General features: G+C 58.9%; 16 protein-coding genes. 5 read left to right on the plus strand and 11 right to left on the minus strand.

From position 1 onward, the window contains the following. Positions 1 to 91: 91 nt before the first annotated feature. The 4 genes from pyrE to L248_RS04870 all read right to left on the minus strand — a co-directional run bounded on the left by pyrE (position 92) and on the right by L248_RS04870 (position 2,962). On the minus strand, positions 92 to 718 hold the full coding sequence (pyrE, locus tag L248_RS04855) for an orotate phosphoribosyltransferase (protein ID WP_022528980.1): 627 nt from the start codon (positions 716 to 718) through the stop codon (positions 92 to 94). Then, positions 718 to 1,446, minus strand: a complete 729-nt coding sequence (gene pyrF / locus L248_RS04860) for an orotidine-5'-phosphate decarboxylase (protein WP_040534973.1) — start codon at positions 1,444 to 1,446, stop codon at positions 718 to 720. The genes pyrE and pyrF overlap by 1 nt, the downstream gene beginning before the upstream one ends. 215 nt (positions 1,447 to 1,661) lie before the next feature. Continuing rightward, positions 1,662 to 2,336: an HAD hydrolase-like protein gene (locus L248_RS04865; RefSeq protein WP_022528982.1), complete on the minus strand. Its 675-nt coding sequence runs from the start codon at positions 2,334 to 2,336 to the stop codon at positions 1,662 to 1,664. Positions 2,337 to 2,374: 38 nt separating this feature from the next. Beyond that, positions 2,375 to 2,962 carry a TetR/AcrR family transcriptional regulator gene (locus L248_RS04870; RefSeq protein WP_022528983.1) on the minus strand — a complete coding sequence of 196 codons (588 nt, stop codon included), beginning with the start codon at positions 2,960 to 2,962 and terminating at the stop codon, positions 2,375 to 2,377. Between the two features lie 79 nt (positions 2,963 to 3,041). Between L248_RS04870 and L248_RS04875 the strand changes: the two genes are divergently transcribed. Both L248_RS04875 and L248_RS04880 read left to right on the plus strand, forming a co-directional pair. Next, positions 3,042 to 4,100 carry an ABC transporter permease gene (locus tag L248_RS04875; protein WP_022528984.1) on the plus strand — a complete coding sequence of 353 codons (1,059 nt, stop codon included), beginning with the start codon at positions 3,042 to 3,044 and terminating at the stop codon, positions 4,098 to 4,100. 1 nt (position 4,101) lies between these two features. After that, positions 4,102 to 4,809 (plus strand): ABC transporter ATP-binding protein, encoded by a 708-nt coding sequence (locus L248_RS04880; protein WP_022528985.1) that lies wholly within the window; start codon positions 4,102 to 4,104, stop codon positions 4,807 to 4,809. A 69-nt stretch (positions 4,810 to 4,878) separates the two neighbouring features. On the opposite strand, the gene L248_RS04885 is transcribed toward L248_RS04880, so the two are convergent. After that, the gene (locus tag L248_RS04885; RefSeq protein ID WP_022528986.1) at positions 4,879 to 5,478 is read right to left on the minus strand and encodes a Fic/DOC family protein; all 600 of its coding nucleotides are present in this window, start codon (positions 5,476 to 5,478) and stop codon (positions 4,879 to 4,881) included. 6 nt (positions 5,479 to 5,484) lie between these two features. Then, the gene (locus L248_RS04890) at positions 5,485 to 5,889 is read right to left on the minus strand and encodes a helix-turn-helix domain-containing protein (RefSeq protein WP_155828575.1); all 405 of its coding nucleotides are present in this window, start codon (positions 5,887 to 5,889) and stop codon (positions 5,485 to 5,487) included. A 472-nt stretch (positions 5,890 to 6,361) separates the two neighbouring features. On the opposite strand from L248_RS04890, the gene L248_RS04895 reads away from it, so the two are divergent. From L248_RS04895 to L248_RS04905, 3 genes are all read left to right on the plus strand, one after another. Beyond that, entirely contained in the window at positions 6,362 to 7,618 is a 1,257-nt protein-coding gene (locus L248_RS04895; RefSeq protein WP_040535038.1) for an MFS transporter, read from the plus strand. Positions 7,619 to 7,727: 109 nt separating this feature from the next. Further along, positions 7,728 to 8,486, plus strand: coding sequence for a nitroreductase family protein (locus tag L248_RS04900; protein WP_022528990.1), 759 nt, complete (start codon positions 7,728 to 7,730; stop codon positions 8,484 to 8,486). A gap of 15 nt (positions 8,487 to 8,501) precedes the next feature. Then, the gene (locus L248_RS04905; RefSeq protein ID WP_022528991.1) at positions 8,502 to 8,903 is read left to right on the plus strand and encodes a GNAT family N-acetyltransferase; all 402 of its coding nucleotides are present in this window, start codon (positions 8,502 to 8,504) and stop codon (positions 8,901 to 8,903) included. A 150-nt stretch (positions 8,904 to 9,053) separates the two neighbouring features. On the opposite strand, the gene L248_RS04910 is transcribed toward L248_RS04905, so the two are convergent. From L248_RS04910 to L248_RS04930, 5 genes are all read right to left on the minus strand, one after another. After that, the gene (locus L248_RS04910; protein ID WP_022528992.1) at positions 9,054 to 10,784 is read right to left on the minus strand and encodes a DUF6792 domain-containing protein; all 1,731 of its coding nucleotides are present in this window, start codon (positions 10,782 to 10,784) and stop codon (positions 9,054 to 9,056) included. Then, entirely contained in the window at positions 10,781 to 11,788 is a 1,008-nt protein-coding gene (locus L248_RS04915) for an alcohol dehydrogenase catalytic domain-containing protein (RefSeq protein WP_022528993.1), read from the minus strand. Before L248_RS04915 ends, L248_RS04910 begins: the two co-directional genes overlap by 4 nt. A gap of 28 nt (positions 11,789 to 11,816) precedes the next feature. Further along, complete coding sequence (locus L248_RS04920; protein WP_022528994.1) at positions 11,817 to 12,122, minus strand: hypothetical protein; 306 nt, start codon at positions 12,120 to 12,122, stop codon at positions 11,817 to 11,819. Positions 12,123 to 12,166: 44 nt separating this feature from the next. Then, on the minus strand, positions 12,167 to 12,781 hold the full coding sequence (locus tag L248_RS04925; RefSeq protein WP_022528995.1) for a pentapeptide repeat-containing protein: 615 nt from the start codon (positions 12,779 to 12,781) through the stop codon (positions 12,167 to 12,169). A gap of 91 nt (positions 12,782 to 12,872) precedes the next feature. Beyond that, positions 12,873 to 14,315, minus strand: coding sequence for a cellulase family glycosylhydrolase (locus L248_RS04930; protein ID WP_022528996.1), 1,443 nt, complete (start codon positions 14,313 to 14,315; stop codon positions 12,873 to 12,875). Positions 14,316 to 14,546 lie beyond the last annotated feature (231 nt).

The raw sequence follows: 14,546 nt of genomic DNA on the forward strand, positions 1-14,546 counted from the left end.
CCCGCCAATAGTTTCTGAATACACAACAAAAGGCTGGGCCGCAATTCACTGGCGAAAGTGAATTGCGGCCCAGCCTTGGTATGTGCTCAACTTACTTCCACGCCCACGGATCCTCCCGCCAGGTGAGCAGCGATTCGCGCTCGGTAGCGGTCAGGATGTTGGCCTTTTCGGCCTGGTGGATCAGTGTCGTGTAGTTCGTCAGGGTGTGCAGCGGCAGGCCCGCTTTGGCGAAGTTTTCTTGGGCTGCCGGCAGTTCGTAGGTGAAGATGGCCGCGACGCCCAGGACCTTGATACCCGCTTTCTGCACCGCTTCAGCTGCCTTCAAGACGCTGCCGCCAGTGGAGATGAGGTCGTCGATGAGTACGACTTGGGCGTCGGGAGCAACGTGGCCCTCGACCTGCTTGCCGGCGCCGTGGTCCTTGGGCTTGGCCCGCACGTACATCAGGGGCAGGCCCAAGCGGTCAGCCGTGCTGGTGGCGTGGGGGATGCCGGCGGTGACGACCCCGCCAATATCGGTCACGGTGGGATATTCAGTCATGATCAGGCGCGCCAGTCCGGCGCTGATGCGGCTGCGAATCTCGGGATAGCCGATCGTCAGGCGGTTATCGGTATAGATCGGCGCCTTGATGCCGCTGGCCCAGGTGAAGGGCTTGTTCGGCGACAGCGTGACGGCTTGGATGTCTAAGAGGTCTTTGGCGATCTGTTCATTGGTTTGCATTAGCGGACGGTACTCCCTTCGAATTGTTGGCGAATGGTGTGATAAGCGGCCAGCGGGTCGGCGGCTTGGGTGATCGAGCGGCCCACGACGATGCCGTCGCTGCCCAGTTCGGCTGCCTTCTGCGGGGTCACGACCCGGGACTGGTCATCCCGAGCGTCCGCCGCTAAGCGGATGCCGGGGTTGATAGTGAGAAAACCGGCCGGGGTGGCATCGTGGATCTTGGTCACTTCCAAGGCCGAGCTGATGACCCCGTCGGCCCCGGATGTGGCCGCCAGTTGAGCCAAGTGCACCACGGAATCTAACAGTGAGAACTCATCATTCTGCATCGTGACGTGCATCGCTCGCTCATCCATGGAGGTCAGCTGGGTGATGGCCAAGAGTTTTGGCGCTTCGGTCCCTGCTTCGGCGGCCCCTTCCAGCAAGCCTTCCTTGGCGGCATGGATCATATCCGGACCGCCTAAGCCAGTGACCGTGGTCAGTTCAGCCCCTAATCGGCCGATCTGCTGCATGGCCTGATGCACGGTGTGGGGAATATCATACAGCTTGAGGTCCAAGAAAACGTGATAGCCCTGGTCCCGCAACTGCTTAATGAACTGGGGGCCCTCCCGGTAAAACAGCTCCATGCCGACCTTGACCCATAACCCGGTTTCGTTTTGAAACTGGTTCAAGAGCTGCTGGGCTGCCGTGCCGTCCACATAATCCAACGCGATAATTACTGGTCTGTCCATCATCCGCCATCCTTTGCTTAGTTATGCCACCCTGGCCGGCGCCGGCCGCAAAAAAAGAGCTTCAGTGCATCCTCTGCACCAAAGCTCCCCAGGCCAATGGCTTGACCTGTTCCGTTCACTTTGGAGCCTCACAGGACTCGGTTAAAGTGGCTTATTGACTTGTCCATTACCATACGGCAAAACGCTCCGCCGGTCAAGCCCAAAAACGAACGTTCTTAACGGGTGCGGGCATTACTGGCGAGAGCGGTGTCGATACCGGCGGGAATATCGGCCGGCGTATCAACGATCACGTTCGCTCCTGCGGCCGTTAATTCCGCCCGGTCGCCGAAACCGTAAAGGACGCCCATCGTAGCGACGCCGTTGGCCGCGCCGCCGACCATGTCGGTGTCCCGGTCCCCAATCATGAGGCTGTCCGCCGCCTGGGCCCCCGCCTTTTTCAAGGCGTAGGCCAGCACATCTTTCTTCGCGCTGCGGATCGACTCATCCATCGTCGCCCCATACAGGCCGGTGAAGTAATCCGTCAAACCAAAGTGGCCGGCAATCTTCGCCAGCATCGGCTCCGGCTTCGTGGAGGCCACATTCAAGACGAACCCCGCCTGCTTCAGCTGGGCCAGGACGTCCGTGATTCCTGGATACAGCTGCAGCTCATAGATGCCGTGGGCTTCGTAGTAGACCTGGTAGAGGGCAATGGCCCGCTTGATTTCGGCCGCCGGCAGCCCCGGGTAGAATTTGTGCATACTGCTGGACAGTGTCGGCCCGATGAACAACCGGTATTGGTCGTCCGTCAGCGTCGGCAGCTGCATTTGAGCGACGAAGTACTTGATCCCGGCGACGATGCCCTGTTCTGAGTCGGCAATCGTGCCGTCGAAGTCGAAGAAGAGTTGAGTCACGTGTATCCCGCTTTCTGTCAGTGAATGGTCCTATTGTATCAGTTCTCGCCGCCGGCCTCCACGCCGGTCCGGAACATCGTCAGCGCGGTAGTCAGCGACAACCGGTCGGCCGGCCGCTCAATCGCCGGAGTCTGTAAGAAGGCGGACAGGATGTTGAGAAAGTAGAGGGTCACGTCCCGGGTGGCGTAGGCAGGCTGAATCTGCTGGCGGTAGGCAGCGAAGAACGCGTCCAGGGGGATCAGAAAGCCGCGTTCCCATGCCTGGAAAACGGTCTGCTGGGCCGCCGGGGCAAACTGGAAAACATCGTGCAGGACCAGTTGCAGATCCATGGGATTATTCGCCGTCAGCTGGGTCCCCAGCCGTTCCAGCTTGACCGCAAAACTGCCAGGCCCGCTGGTCGCCTGGGTGATCAACGCCGCCATTTCCTGGCTCACTTGGCCGACCACGGCCAGATACAGCTGTTCCTTGGTCCCGAAATAGTGATAGATCAAGGGTTGCTGGACGTGGGCTGCCTCCGCAATGGCCCGGGTGGTGACATTCAAAAAGCCCCGGGTCATGAACAATTTCTGGGCCGCGTGCAGGATATTTTGCGTTGTTGCTCGTTTTTGCTGCTCCCGAAGATTCAATTGTCGTCAATCCTTTTTAGTTTATCAAGTGATAAATGGGTGGTACAATAGCGACACAAGAGAAATGGAGGGATCCGTGATGTTCCTAGCGTACAAAGAGATCATGCATAACAAGGCGCGCTACCTGCTCGTTGTGGTCACGTTCGTGCTCATTTCTTACTTGGTGCTCTTCCTGACGGGCCTGGCGACGGGCCTGGCCCGTAACAACCGGACGGCCATCGATGCCTTGCCGGGCAATTACGTGCTGATGTCGAAGTACGCCAATAAGAACCTGCTCAGTTCGGTGATTACGAAGGACCAGTACGACAAGGTCAGCAGCAGCGACACGGCCTTGCTTGGTCAGATGACCGTGGTGGCCGAGAATCCGCAGACGGATAAGAAGCTCAACAGCAATATCTTCGGTATTCGCTTGACCGGGGCGCTCAAGCCCCCGGTCACCGCCGGTCGGATGCCGACGAAGAACAGTGAAGTGCTGGCGGACGACAGTGTTACGTACTACGGCTTGCACCGGGGCGACCGCATCACCTTGAACGGCAGCAGTCAGAAATATCGCATCGTCGGCTACACCCGCGACCATCGCTTCGCCACTGTACCTGTATTCTACACGACTTTGAGCACTTTCCGACAAATCCGGTTCGGCAGTGCCCAAGTACCCAATGTGTCCGCCGTCGTCAGTAAGAAAAAGCTGACGGACCTGCCGAAGAATACCCAGCAGCTGACGAAGGCCGGCCTCATTGAGAATATCCCCGGTTATACGGCCCAGACGTCGACGTTCGGTTTGATGATCGGGGCGATGATCGGTATTACGCTGCTGATCATCGGTATCTTCATGTATATCCTGACGATCCAGAAAGTGGCCATGTACGGGGTCATGCGGGCCCAGGGGATACGGACCAGTGCGATCGTCACCGCCCTTTTCTGGCAGATCTTGATTCTGGCACTCGTCGGTGTCGGCATCGGCAACGGGCTGATGATCGCCACGTCGTTCGTCCTGCCCAAGACGATGCCGTTCTACGGCGACCCGATGATGATGTTAATGATTACTGGGGCCTTGGTCGTCATGTCGCTAGTCGGCGGGCTGTTCTCATTACGACGGATTCTGCACATCGACCCGCTGGAAGCCATCGGAGGTGAATAACATGGGATTAGTTGATTTGAAACAAGTCACGAAAGTATATGGCAGCGGCCACACGGCTGTGACGGCGCTGCACCCGACGGACTTTTCTCTCCAAGCTGGGGAATTCGCTACCGTCATCGGTCCCTCGGGTTCGGGGAAGACGACACTCCTCACGATTATCGGCAGCCTGCAGCAGCCCAGCAGCGGCCAAGTACTGATCAACGGTCAGGATACCACGAATTTCAGCGAACACCAGCGGACTGACCTGCGGTTCAACACATTCGGGTTCATTCTGCAAGGGAGCAACCTGATCCCCTTTCTCACCGTGGCGGACCAGCTGGCCTTGGTGGACCGCTTCAACCACCACAAGCAGCACAAGATGAGCCGGGACTCGCTGTTCACCATGCTGGGCATCACCGACTTGACGAACCAATATCCCAGCGCGCTGTCCGGCGGGGAACGCCAGCGGGTGGCCATCGCCCGGGCGCTGTATAACGATCCGCCGATCATCCTGGCGGACGAGCCCACCGCCAGCCTGGATACCAGCCGGGCACTGCAAGTGACTGAATTACTGGCCACGATTGCCCACAAGATGGATCGCGGGGTAGTCATGATTACCCACGATACGCGGCTGTTGGGGAGCGTCGACACCGTGTACGAGATGCGCGACGGCGTGCTGACGAAGCAGGATGCGGCCGGGGTGAAGAAGATTCGGGCAGCGGCGATTTAAAATATCGCACTCAAAAAGGACAGTAAGCATCGCAAACTTGTGCGGGGTATACTGTCCTTTTCTTTTTGATTAATGTGTTAGCGGCTGAACAAAATGGACGAACACTTGCTGCATTGCCGTAATGTCATCGGCTATGCTTGCCGCCATGTACTTTTGATAGGCCTCCGACATACCATCGAGATCGATAGCAAATCCCTTCTGGTAGGCCAGCAGCTTGGCAAATGTCCTTTGAGTTCGTCCATTGCCCTCGCGAAAAGGATGGAGAAAATTTTGCTCAGAAATAATCTCCCCTAGTACTTCCCTGACGGCCCGGCGTTCTGGTGGAACGGCCGTATAAGCAGACAGCTTTTCATTCAAGTCGGCAATGCCCATCGCAAACCGCTGAAAGGGGAAAAAATCATCCCCGCCCTTATTCATGTTGACCTCACGGAGTTGACCAGCCCAATCGTATACATCAGCAAAAAGAAAATGATGAATCGCAAGAACATCATCAAACGTTGCACCGGTTAGCCGCTTACCACTGGGCAAACGATACTGATGATTAGATAAATACACCTGGCGCATCAGCGTAATACGGTATTCGGCTTGTTGGAGAACGTGTGCGTCTTCAATACTCAGTTTGTTGCGCAACGTCCCATTGGGCTGAAGGTAGTCTTCCCAAACAGTCATCGGCCGTCACCATTTGATGATTTCACTTGCAGGGGTCAATTCCCCGAAGTGATCACGGAAATGGCGGACATCTTCAGCGGTTGGTTCGTATCCCTCGTACATTTGGTTGGTAATGGCAAATACCAACTCGTCATACACTTCTTTGCTAGGCATTTGCACCCCCATGATGGTGAGCTGCTCTGGGTCCCGTTCTAGCGGTGCAAAGGTACTGTCATTCTTGTATTTTTCTAGCATCGGCTTCATCTCCTTATTAGCACTCAACAGTTGCAACAATTTCTCATTCCCGCCATTCGGCGCATACCGCCCGCCTTCCCAGCCTTGCACTGTCTTAACGGAGACATTCATCAAGGTCGCGAGCTGGGACTGACTAAGCTGCAAGTGGTGCCGAATAAGCGCTACTTTGTTTTCCAAACCCATCACCCAGGTTCTAGTATACCATACTCTTAACGAGTATGATTTTTCAGAATCTTCGGATTTGGCGATGATTGGTGTGATTTCCAGAGCGGCCAAAGATTTGTAACAGGCGTGGAACAGTGCAAAGCGTGCGGGGCTGGCTCCGTGCGCCGTAAACGGGCTCCGGCTGGCAGCACCACACAGTCTAAGGGCGCTAACGGTCAAAGCCCAAGTACGGGGGCTGGCTCCGTGCTCTATAAACGGGCTCCGCCGAGCAGGCCACCATGGTCTAAGGACCCTAAGCCAAAAAGCCCAAGTGCGGGGCTTTTCGGCTTAGGGCCACTTAGCCCAGGTGGCCTAACCGCTCGGCTGCGCCCTCTCACCCTTGCACCCATCCCCAATCTATGCCACAATACATTCAAGCAATCTGTGCAAACAGTGCGCCAATAAATAACGCATGTCAGTGAGCATGCATTTGGAGGCCAATACAGTGGAATCATATAATACCAAAAGTGCAGCCATGACCCGCAATCAGAAACGGACAATCGTTTCGACCAGTGCGGGTTTTGCTTTGGAAAACATGGATGTCATGTTCTTATCTTTTGCGCTGGCACCGATCATCGCCACGTTACATATCAGCGGCGCTGAGGCGGGCCTGATTTCGTCCATTACCAACATTGGGATGCTGGTGGGCGGAATCCTCTTCGGCTTATTAGGGGATCGTATCGGACGGGTGAAGACCTTCTCGCATACGATCTTTATTTTTGCCTTCGCCACCGCCGCCATGTTTTTTGCCAAGAACATCTGGGTCATCTACGTATTGCGCTTCATTGCCGGCATTGGTGCCGGCGGCGAGTACGGTGTGGGAATCACGCTGATCGCTGAGAACTTCAAGAAACAGCACGTTGGCCGGATGACCAGCGTGGCCGCCATCGGTGGTCAGATCGGAGCAATTTTCGCCGCCGTGATGGCTTCCCTGATCATTCCCAACTTCGGTTGGAACGCCCTCTTCCTGGTCGGTCTGATCCCTGTTGCCCTGGCGTTCATCGTCCGGGAACATTTGCAAGAAAGCCCGGTTTTCTTAGAGAGCAAGCAATCCGCTGAGGGTAAGAAGAAAATCAGCTTGAGCCAGCTCTTCACCAGCAAGAAACAGACGTACCAAACGATTGCCTTGATGTTCATGGTCGTCGTCCAAATCGCTGGGTACTTCGGTCTGATGAACTGGCTGCCGACCATCATGCAGAAGCAGCTGGGCATCACCGTCTCCGGCTCCTCCATCTGGATGATCGCCACCATCGTGGGCATGTCCATCGGTATGATGACCTTCGGTAGCATCCTGGATTACCTGGGGCCGCGGATGGCGTACACCATCTTCCTGCTGGGGTCCGCTGCCTCCGTGTTCCTGATCACCCTGGCCGTGAATGAACTGACCCTGATTCTCGCCGGCGCCGTCCTGGGCTTCTTCTCTAACGGGATGTTCGGCGGTTACGGCGCCATCATCTCCCGCCTCTATCCGACCCACATCCGGGCCACGGCGAACAACCTGATTGTGAACGTCGGCCGGGCCATCGGCGGCTTTTCTTCCGTCGTTATCGGGTTCCTGATGGATCACTACAACCTGATCACTACCATGGGCTTCCTCGCCGTCCTCTACCTCCTCAGCTTCGCCGTGATGCTCTCCATTCCGGCGCTGCGGACACTGAAGATGAAGAACGCGGCCGATGATGAAGAAGATTCCGTCGCGTAATCGTTAAGAAAACAAGTAGTAGGGCCGGGTGCCGTCAGCAATTGGCGGTGCGCGGCCCTTTTCTGGTGGTACACTAGACCCATTCGTGTCAGAAAGGATGATACCTCGCATGCCCATTGATTCCGCTATTGAGACCCTCCTGCACCACGCGTCCGTCCGGGATTTCCAAGAGACGCCGATTCCGCCGGCCGTGTTGCGCACGCTGGAAGACGTCGCCCAGCATACCGCGACCAGCCAGTACATGCAGCAATACACGCTGATTCGGGTCAGCGAGCCGGCGCTGCGCCAGCAGATCGCCGCCGTGACGACCTACGATTACGTGGCCGGTCCGGGGGCGCTGTACATTTTCGTGGTCGATCAGGCCCGCAACGTGCAGCTGGCCGCGGACCAGCACGCCGCCATTGCCCGGCTGACGGACTGGAATGCCTTTCTCGCCGGGGTCTTCGACGCCGTCTTGGCCGCCCAAAATATGGTCGCTGCCGCAGAAACCAGCGGCTTGGGGACGGTCTTCCTGGGCAGTATCTTGAATGACCCGCAAAGAATGATCGATCTGCTCCACCTGCCCCGCTATACCTTCCCCTTGCTGGGGCTGCGCATCGGCGTACCAGCGCACAAGCCGGCAGAAAAGCCGCGGCTGCCCCACGCCTTGGCGGTGGGTGAGAATGGGTACCCGCACCCGGCCGCCGCGGCCGCGTTATGGGCTGCCTACGAAGAGACGATCCACCGGTACTATGCCGACCGGTCCAGTGCCCCCCGGGACACCGACTTCGCCCGGATGGTCGCGGCCAACAGTCAAAGTGCCGCCCACCACCGCGGCGAGATCGGCCGCATCCTGAAACAGCAGGGGTTCTCCCTGCCCCAAGACTAGAATCGAGGCGCAATTTTGTTTACCCTTACCCAATTTACGCAAGCCGGCCAGCACGTGGCCCTGGTTTTTCCGGAAGAAAGCCACGCCGCGGGTCTGTTCGCCCAGGTCCAAAAAAACAGGGCGCTGCTCACCCGGTGGATGCCCTGGGGTCAAGACACCAAACACGTCCGGGATGAAACCCGCTTCCTGCGTTATGCCCGCAGCCAAATGATTGACGGCAAGCTGTTTCTGTTGATCATTCTGGTGGACGGCACGCCGGCTGGCATGATTGACCTCCACGACTTCGACGAGATGGCCCACCACGCCTCGGTCGGCTACTGGTTAGGCGCCGACTACCAGGGCCACGGCATCATGACTGCCGCCTTGAATGTCCTGTTCGCGGTGGGCTTCACCCGCCTCGGCCTGCATAAGATCTAGGTCCTGGCGGACATCGCCAATACCGCCAGCCGCGGCGTCCCCGAGCGGCTTCACTGCCACCAGGACGGCATCCTGCCCGACGATATTTACCAAGACGGCGGCTACCACGACACCGCCGTTTATTCCTTAACGGCCCCAGAGTACCAGGAGCTAGTCCAGGAAGAAAAACTGCGCGCCGTCGATGATATGAAAATAAACGGCTAAGCCCAGCATATCGAAACGAATCCGCCGGAACGTGCGCAGCCGGCCGGCGGACAGCCGGCTCGTCAGCCAGCGGGGCAGCGCCCGGGCACTGATGACCGGTTCTTCGCTGAGCCAACCGGTGGCTTCCAGGTAGCGCACGTAATCCTGGGCGTACTTCGTCCCCTTGCTCGGCGGCAGGTGGGGCGTCTCGCCCCACGCCCGCATATAGTTCACAATTTGCCAGCTCAGACTCGTCGTCTGATCGCTGGCTGTTTTTTTGAAGAAATCCCCCAACGTGGCCGTGGCAAACTGCAATTCCGCCGGGGATAAATAATCGGTCACCTGGGTGATGAACGGATACTGCAATCCTGGGCGCTGAGCCGTGTGGTAAGTACCCACATAGACGTTCCCCGCCAGATTATAAAACAGCCGGGTAATGTCCTGGGCAAAGCCTTCGTTGGTAATCGCCAGCGCCGGATCCTGAACGGTCTGGGCCAAGAGCCTTTGATCCGTTGTGTTGGCAATACCCCGGGTGGTGGCCGCTTGCAGGGCGGCCCATACCGCGGGTGAAAAACGGTCCGGGGCGATCTGGTGGATCTGTTTGAGCTGGACGGGCGCAGGATTCAGCGTATAGCCGGCCCGGAACGGCCGGTCAATGAGCTGGAGGGACTGCACCAAGTGTCCGCCCAGTGAATGGCCGATGCCGTATGCCCGGGTGTCTGCCGGCAGCTGGCTGCGGACCGCGGTGACAAATTGCCGGGCGGCGTCGATCTGGGACAGTTCGGTGTCTTCCCCCAGCAGGACCGCCTGCACGTTGTAGCGCCAGTCCCGATAACCTTCAATCAAACTGGCATCCATCGCGGCCAGCGGGTGGGCCAAAGTATCCGTCAGGTGCGTCGGGACCTCCGCCCGTTTGACATTTTCTGTTCCCCGGAACAGAAAATAAGCTTCCGGCGGCGCAGCGGGCGGGTAGAAGACGACGGCGTCCGCCGTTAGGCCCGTCTCTGCCGCATCCGCCACCATGGCCCGGGCGTTATACACGGTGATCGGCACGCCGTAGACTCGGCGCAAGCGCCACAACTGCCATTGCCAGAACTGCTCCGGGGTCAACGCAGCATAATTGGCGCTTTGATACTCGGCAGCGATGGCCATGAACACGAAGGCCCGGTCGCGGATCAGCGTATCCACCGGATATGCCGCACTGCGGGCGGTGTAGTCTGCGGAGGCGGCACTCAGCGTACTGCTGCCCAGGAGAGCCGCCAAGGAGCGCAGCTGGGTGGGCAGCGCCAGTCCAATGGCCTTCGCCAGCTGGGTGATCACCTCTTGGGGCGTATCCGTGTCCGTCCGCCAGGGCAGACGGGCCGTCATTTGCGTCACCTGGCCCAGTACTTGGCGGGGCAGCGAAACGTTGGGCTGGGCCTTTTGCACGGCGGCTGCCAGCAATGCGTGCTGGACAGCGGGGAAATCCGTGGGCGGCGCGGCAAAATACGCAGTGAGATCGGCGAAAAGCTGGGTCTTTTCCTTCTCCAGCGCCGTGACCGTCTCGCGAATCCGATCGACCCGGGTAAGCAGGGCCGGGGCCTGGATGGGATTGTCGGCCATCGGCACCCCGCACTGTAAATCAAAAAAGGCCCGCTCGTAACGGTGGGCCAAATCAGCCAGCTCCTCGCTGGCTGCCAGGACAGCAGCAGTCGTCATTGGACCGGCCCCACGTGAAAGGTAAGCTTGCCGACGGTGTGGCCGCTCTGGACCGTGGTCAGCGCCTCCGTCAAAGCAGCAGCGGTCAGCTCCGGATAGGTCCGGGTGGCGGTAGGCCGAATCGTCCCCGCCGCCAGCAGATTCGCCAGCTGCTGGAGGATCACGCCCTGAGAGGCCACGTTCTGGCCGGCATCGGTCTTGGCTGACATGTATTCAAAGTCCAGGCTGGCCGACTTATTCTTCAGCGGCGCGACAGCCAAAGGGCCGCTGGGTTCGACGATGGTGCCCACATGCCCAAAGTAGGCCACCAGGTCCGCCGCCACGGGGGCGTAAGGCACCGGCTGATAGAGAATGGCTACTCCCGTGGGGGCATCCAGATGCAAGGCCTGATAAGCGGTGCGCAGGTCGTGGTGATAATCCAGCGCATGGTCCACCCCGTTTGCCGTCAGCCAGTCGAAGTTCTTCGGCGACGCGGTGGCAACGACGGTCAGACCGCTCCACTGGGCCAGCTGGGTGAGGATCGACCCCACCCCGCCGGCACCGTTGATGACCAGCAGAACTTGCCCCTGGTTTGCCCCGGCCGCTGCCGTGTAGCCCATTTTCTCAAACAGCAGCTCCCACGCCGTGATCCCGGTCAGCGGAATGCTGGCGAGAAAGGTGGACTCGAACCCCCGCGGCGCGGGGACGACTAAGTCGCGGGTGACGCTCTGGTACCGGGCAAAACTGCCCTGGCGCTGGCCTTCACCGGCGAAGAAGACTTTCTCCCCCGGCGTCAAGCCGGTGACGTTCTCACCGCTGCGGACCACCCGGCCCACCGTATCAAAGCCCATGACCTGCGCGTCGCCGCTGGCGGCCCGCTTCAGGTCCACCGGGTTAACGCTGGCGCCGCTGACGGCCACTAAGACGTCGTCCGGCCCCACTGCGGGCATGGGAATTTCTTTTTCCGTCACTGTAATTTTTTGCTGTGCCAAGTGAATGAAGAAGCCATGATTTGTTTCTGCCATACGACTGATTCTGCCTTTCTGAACGAGGTTACACGAGTAACGGCCACGCGGGCCCGAAGATGAGCAAGAGGACAATGAGGGAAAGCAGCAGCCATACCGACACCGTGACCAAGGCCCCCCAGAGCAGCTGCGGCCACAGGGTGGTCGCGCGGGACCAAAGATACAGGCTGAGCAGGCCCGGCAGGACTGCGGCCAGGATGCTGGCGGTGATCATCAGCACCGGCTGGCGCGTCAGGCCGGCCAGCCATTGCCGCCGACAGGCGTACGTCACGGCCAGTGCGGCATAACACGCCACCGTGATACCGCTGAGAATGATCTGCCGCCGACTGGTCATGGGCCCGTCCCCCTTTGGCTTCATTTTAGCATTGCGCGGCGGCATCAGTACACCACGTCGATCCCCAGCATGCCCACCAAGTTGACCGCCTGGTCCGGGGAGATCTTCATCCCCGCCGCCAGGTGCCAGTCGAAGCGCAGCGCCGCCAGCTCCGAACTGGTGAAGTCGATGCCCTTCAGCTTGGTCTCGCCGAAGTCCGCCCGGGTCAGGTCGCAGCGCTGGAAGCGGATCTTCCGGGTGAAGCGCACCGCCGTCCAGTACGACTCCAGTAATTGACAGTCGCGGGCCTGCAGCCCCTTGATGATACTTTCAGAAAAGTTCACGTAGTTGGCGAGGCAATCAGCCAAAGTCAGGTCCACAATGCCGCAATCATACAGATCCGCCCCCACCAGCTTGGCCTCTTTGAACGTGCACCCGGTGAAATAGCTGCCGCCGAATTGGGTGTTGGACCAGTCGATGCCGATGAACGTGCAGTCCATCCAGGTGCTTTTGGTGAAATCGTGCTGAACGAAGGTGCAATTGTCCAGGGTCACTTGCTGCACGTTGATGTCCTGGTTGGAATAGTCGATGGTACAGTGGCGGTAGATCGTTTCTGGGGCGAGGTCGTCGAGGCCGATCTTGGTGTCGGTGACGACGGCGGGTTCCTCTTGTGCTGGCATGGCAGGGGCTCCTTTGTTCTTTTCTTTCTATCTTACCCCATGGACAGCAAAACGCGCCACCGGTCGCGATGACCAGAGGCGCGCCTAAGGATTACCCAATCTGCAAGTGCAGCACGACTTCTTGTTCCCGGTCGGCCGTGATGAAGAGCACACCGCCGGTGCCGCCAGGCAAGGCCCGCTTATCGGCGCGCATGCCTTGGGCGGCCAGCTGGCTCAGCTCGACCGTCGCCAGGTGCGGCACGAAGATGCGGCTGGTGCCGGGCAGGGTCTTGAAGGCCAGTTCAAACTGCTGCGTCGCCGGATCGTAACGGTACCGGCGCAGGTCGCCATTGATTGCCTGGGGGTACGGCCGGTCCAGCACTGCGGCGGTGGGACTGCTGAAGAACTCGGGATAATAACTCCAATACGTCTGGCTCCACTGGTTGGCTTCGACGTGCTGAATGTGGAATTCACTGATGGCCTTGGTTTCAGGCTGATTAAAGTAGGCCCCCCATTCGCCCAGGACCACGGGCACGCCGGCTTTTTCTTGGGTCGCCCGAATGACCTTCAGGCTATGGTCCAGCCGGGCAGTGCTGTAGCTTTCGAAGTGGTTCGTATCCACGACCAGGTCATAGGCGTGGGGCGCATACACCAAACTGTTGTCCGCAGTAAACGTCAGCGCCGAGGGTACCCCGATGTTGGCGAAGACACTGCTCTCCAGAAACAGCGCTTTGCCGTTCAACAAATCGTGCAGCCCCGCCGCCATTTTCTCGTAGAACGGGTTCAGCGTCTGCGTCTCAAAGGCTTGCACCGCCGGTGTCATCGCCTGCAAAACAGCACTGTACGTGTCGCCTTCATTTAACTGAGCCAGCAGCTTCTGCTTGGCGGTATCATCCAGCCACATGGCCATGAGCTGGTCCGGGGTCACCTGGAATCGCTGCCCCGCATAACCCAAGACGGCCTGGACGATCTCCTGGGCCTGGCTGCCCGGGAAGGGCTCGTTCATCAAGTCGAAACCGATGACGTTATCGGCCTCCAGGAAATACTTGGCGATGGCCTGCCAAGCATGGAGGTAATGGTCCGTCAAGCCCACGCCGTCGCTAGCCGGGTCATTGGCCCAGAAGTGGTCCTGGGCATGGTGCAGGCCGGGACTGATGAAGTAGCTGTCGCTCCACAAGCCGCTGCGGTTGAAGGCCAAGCCGTCGTCTTGAACGGCCCAATCCGGCGCGCCGTCGCCCCACTTGGCGGCGTATAAGTCTTGGTGCATATCCAGGAAGACGTACAGTTCATGCCGGGCAGCCAGCTGGATCTGCGCAGCCACCCGGCCTAAGTAAGCCATATCGATCTGCCCGGGCGCGGGTTCGACCTTATTCCAATAGATGCCGAAGCGGATGAGGTTGAAGCCGTGGGTGGCGAGCTGTTCATACAGCCGGTCGCCACCGGGGGTGATCATGTCGTTGGCGGGATCCTTTTCCACTAAGTTGATGCCATTGAAGATGACCTGTTCGCCGCGTTCATTAACGAAGCGGTCACCGGAGACACGCATTTTGTCCATCGAAGAAATCCTCCCTTTTTGCAATCGATTTCAACTTAGGCTATCCGGGGGAGAAAAGCAAGAAATACGTCCCGCGGAGAGACTACTTTGTGTCTCTGGACCCGGGTGACTCCGGGCTCCGCGGGCGGGGGCTGGAACGTGGTGCGGCGACTTTAAGCCAACGCAAAAAACGCGTTGTCTTAAAGCTCGCCGTTGGCCTAAGCGGTCAAAAACCGACCGCTAAGGCCAATC

The sequence above is a fragment of the Schleiferilactobacillus shenzhenensis LY-73 genome (assembly GCF_000469325.1).
Taxonomy (GTDB): domain Bacteria; phylum Bacillota; class Bacilli; order Lactobacillales; family Lactobacillaceae; genus Schleiferilactobacillus; species Schleiferilactobacillus shenzhenensis.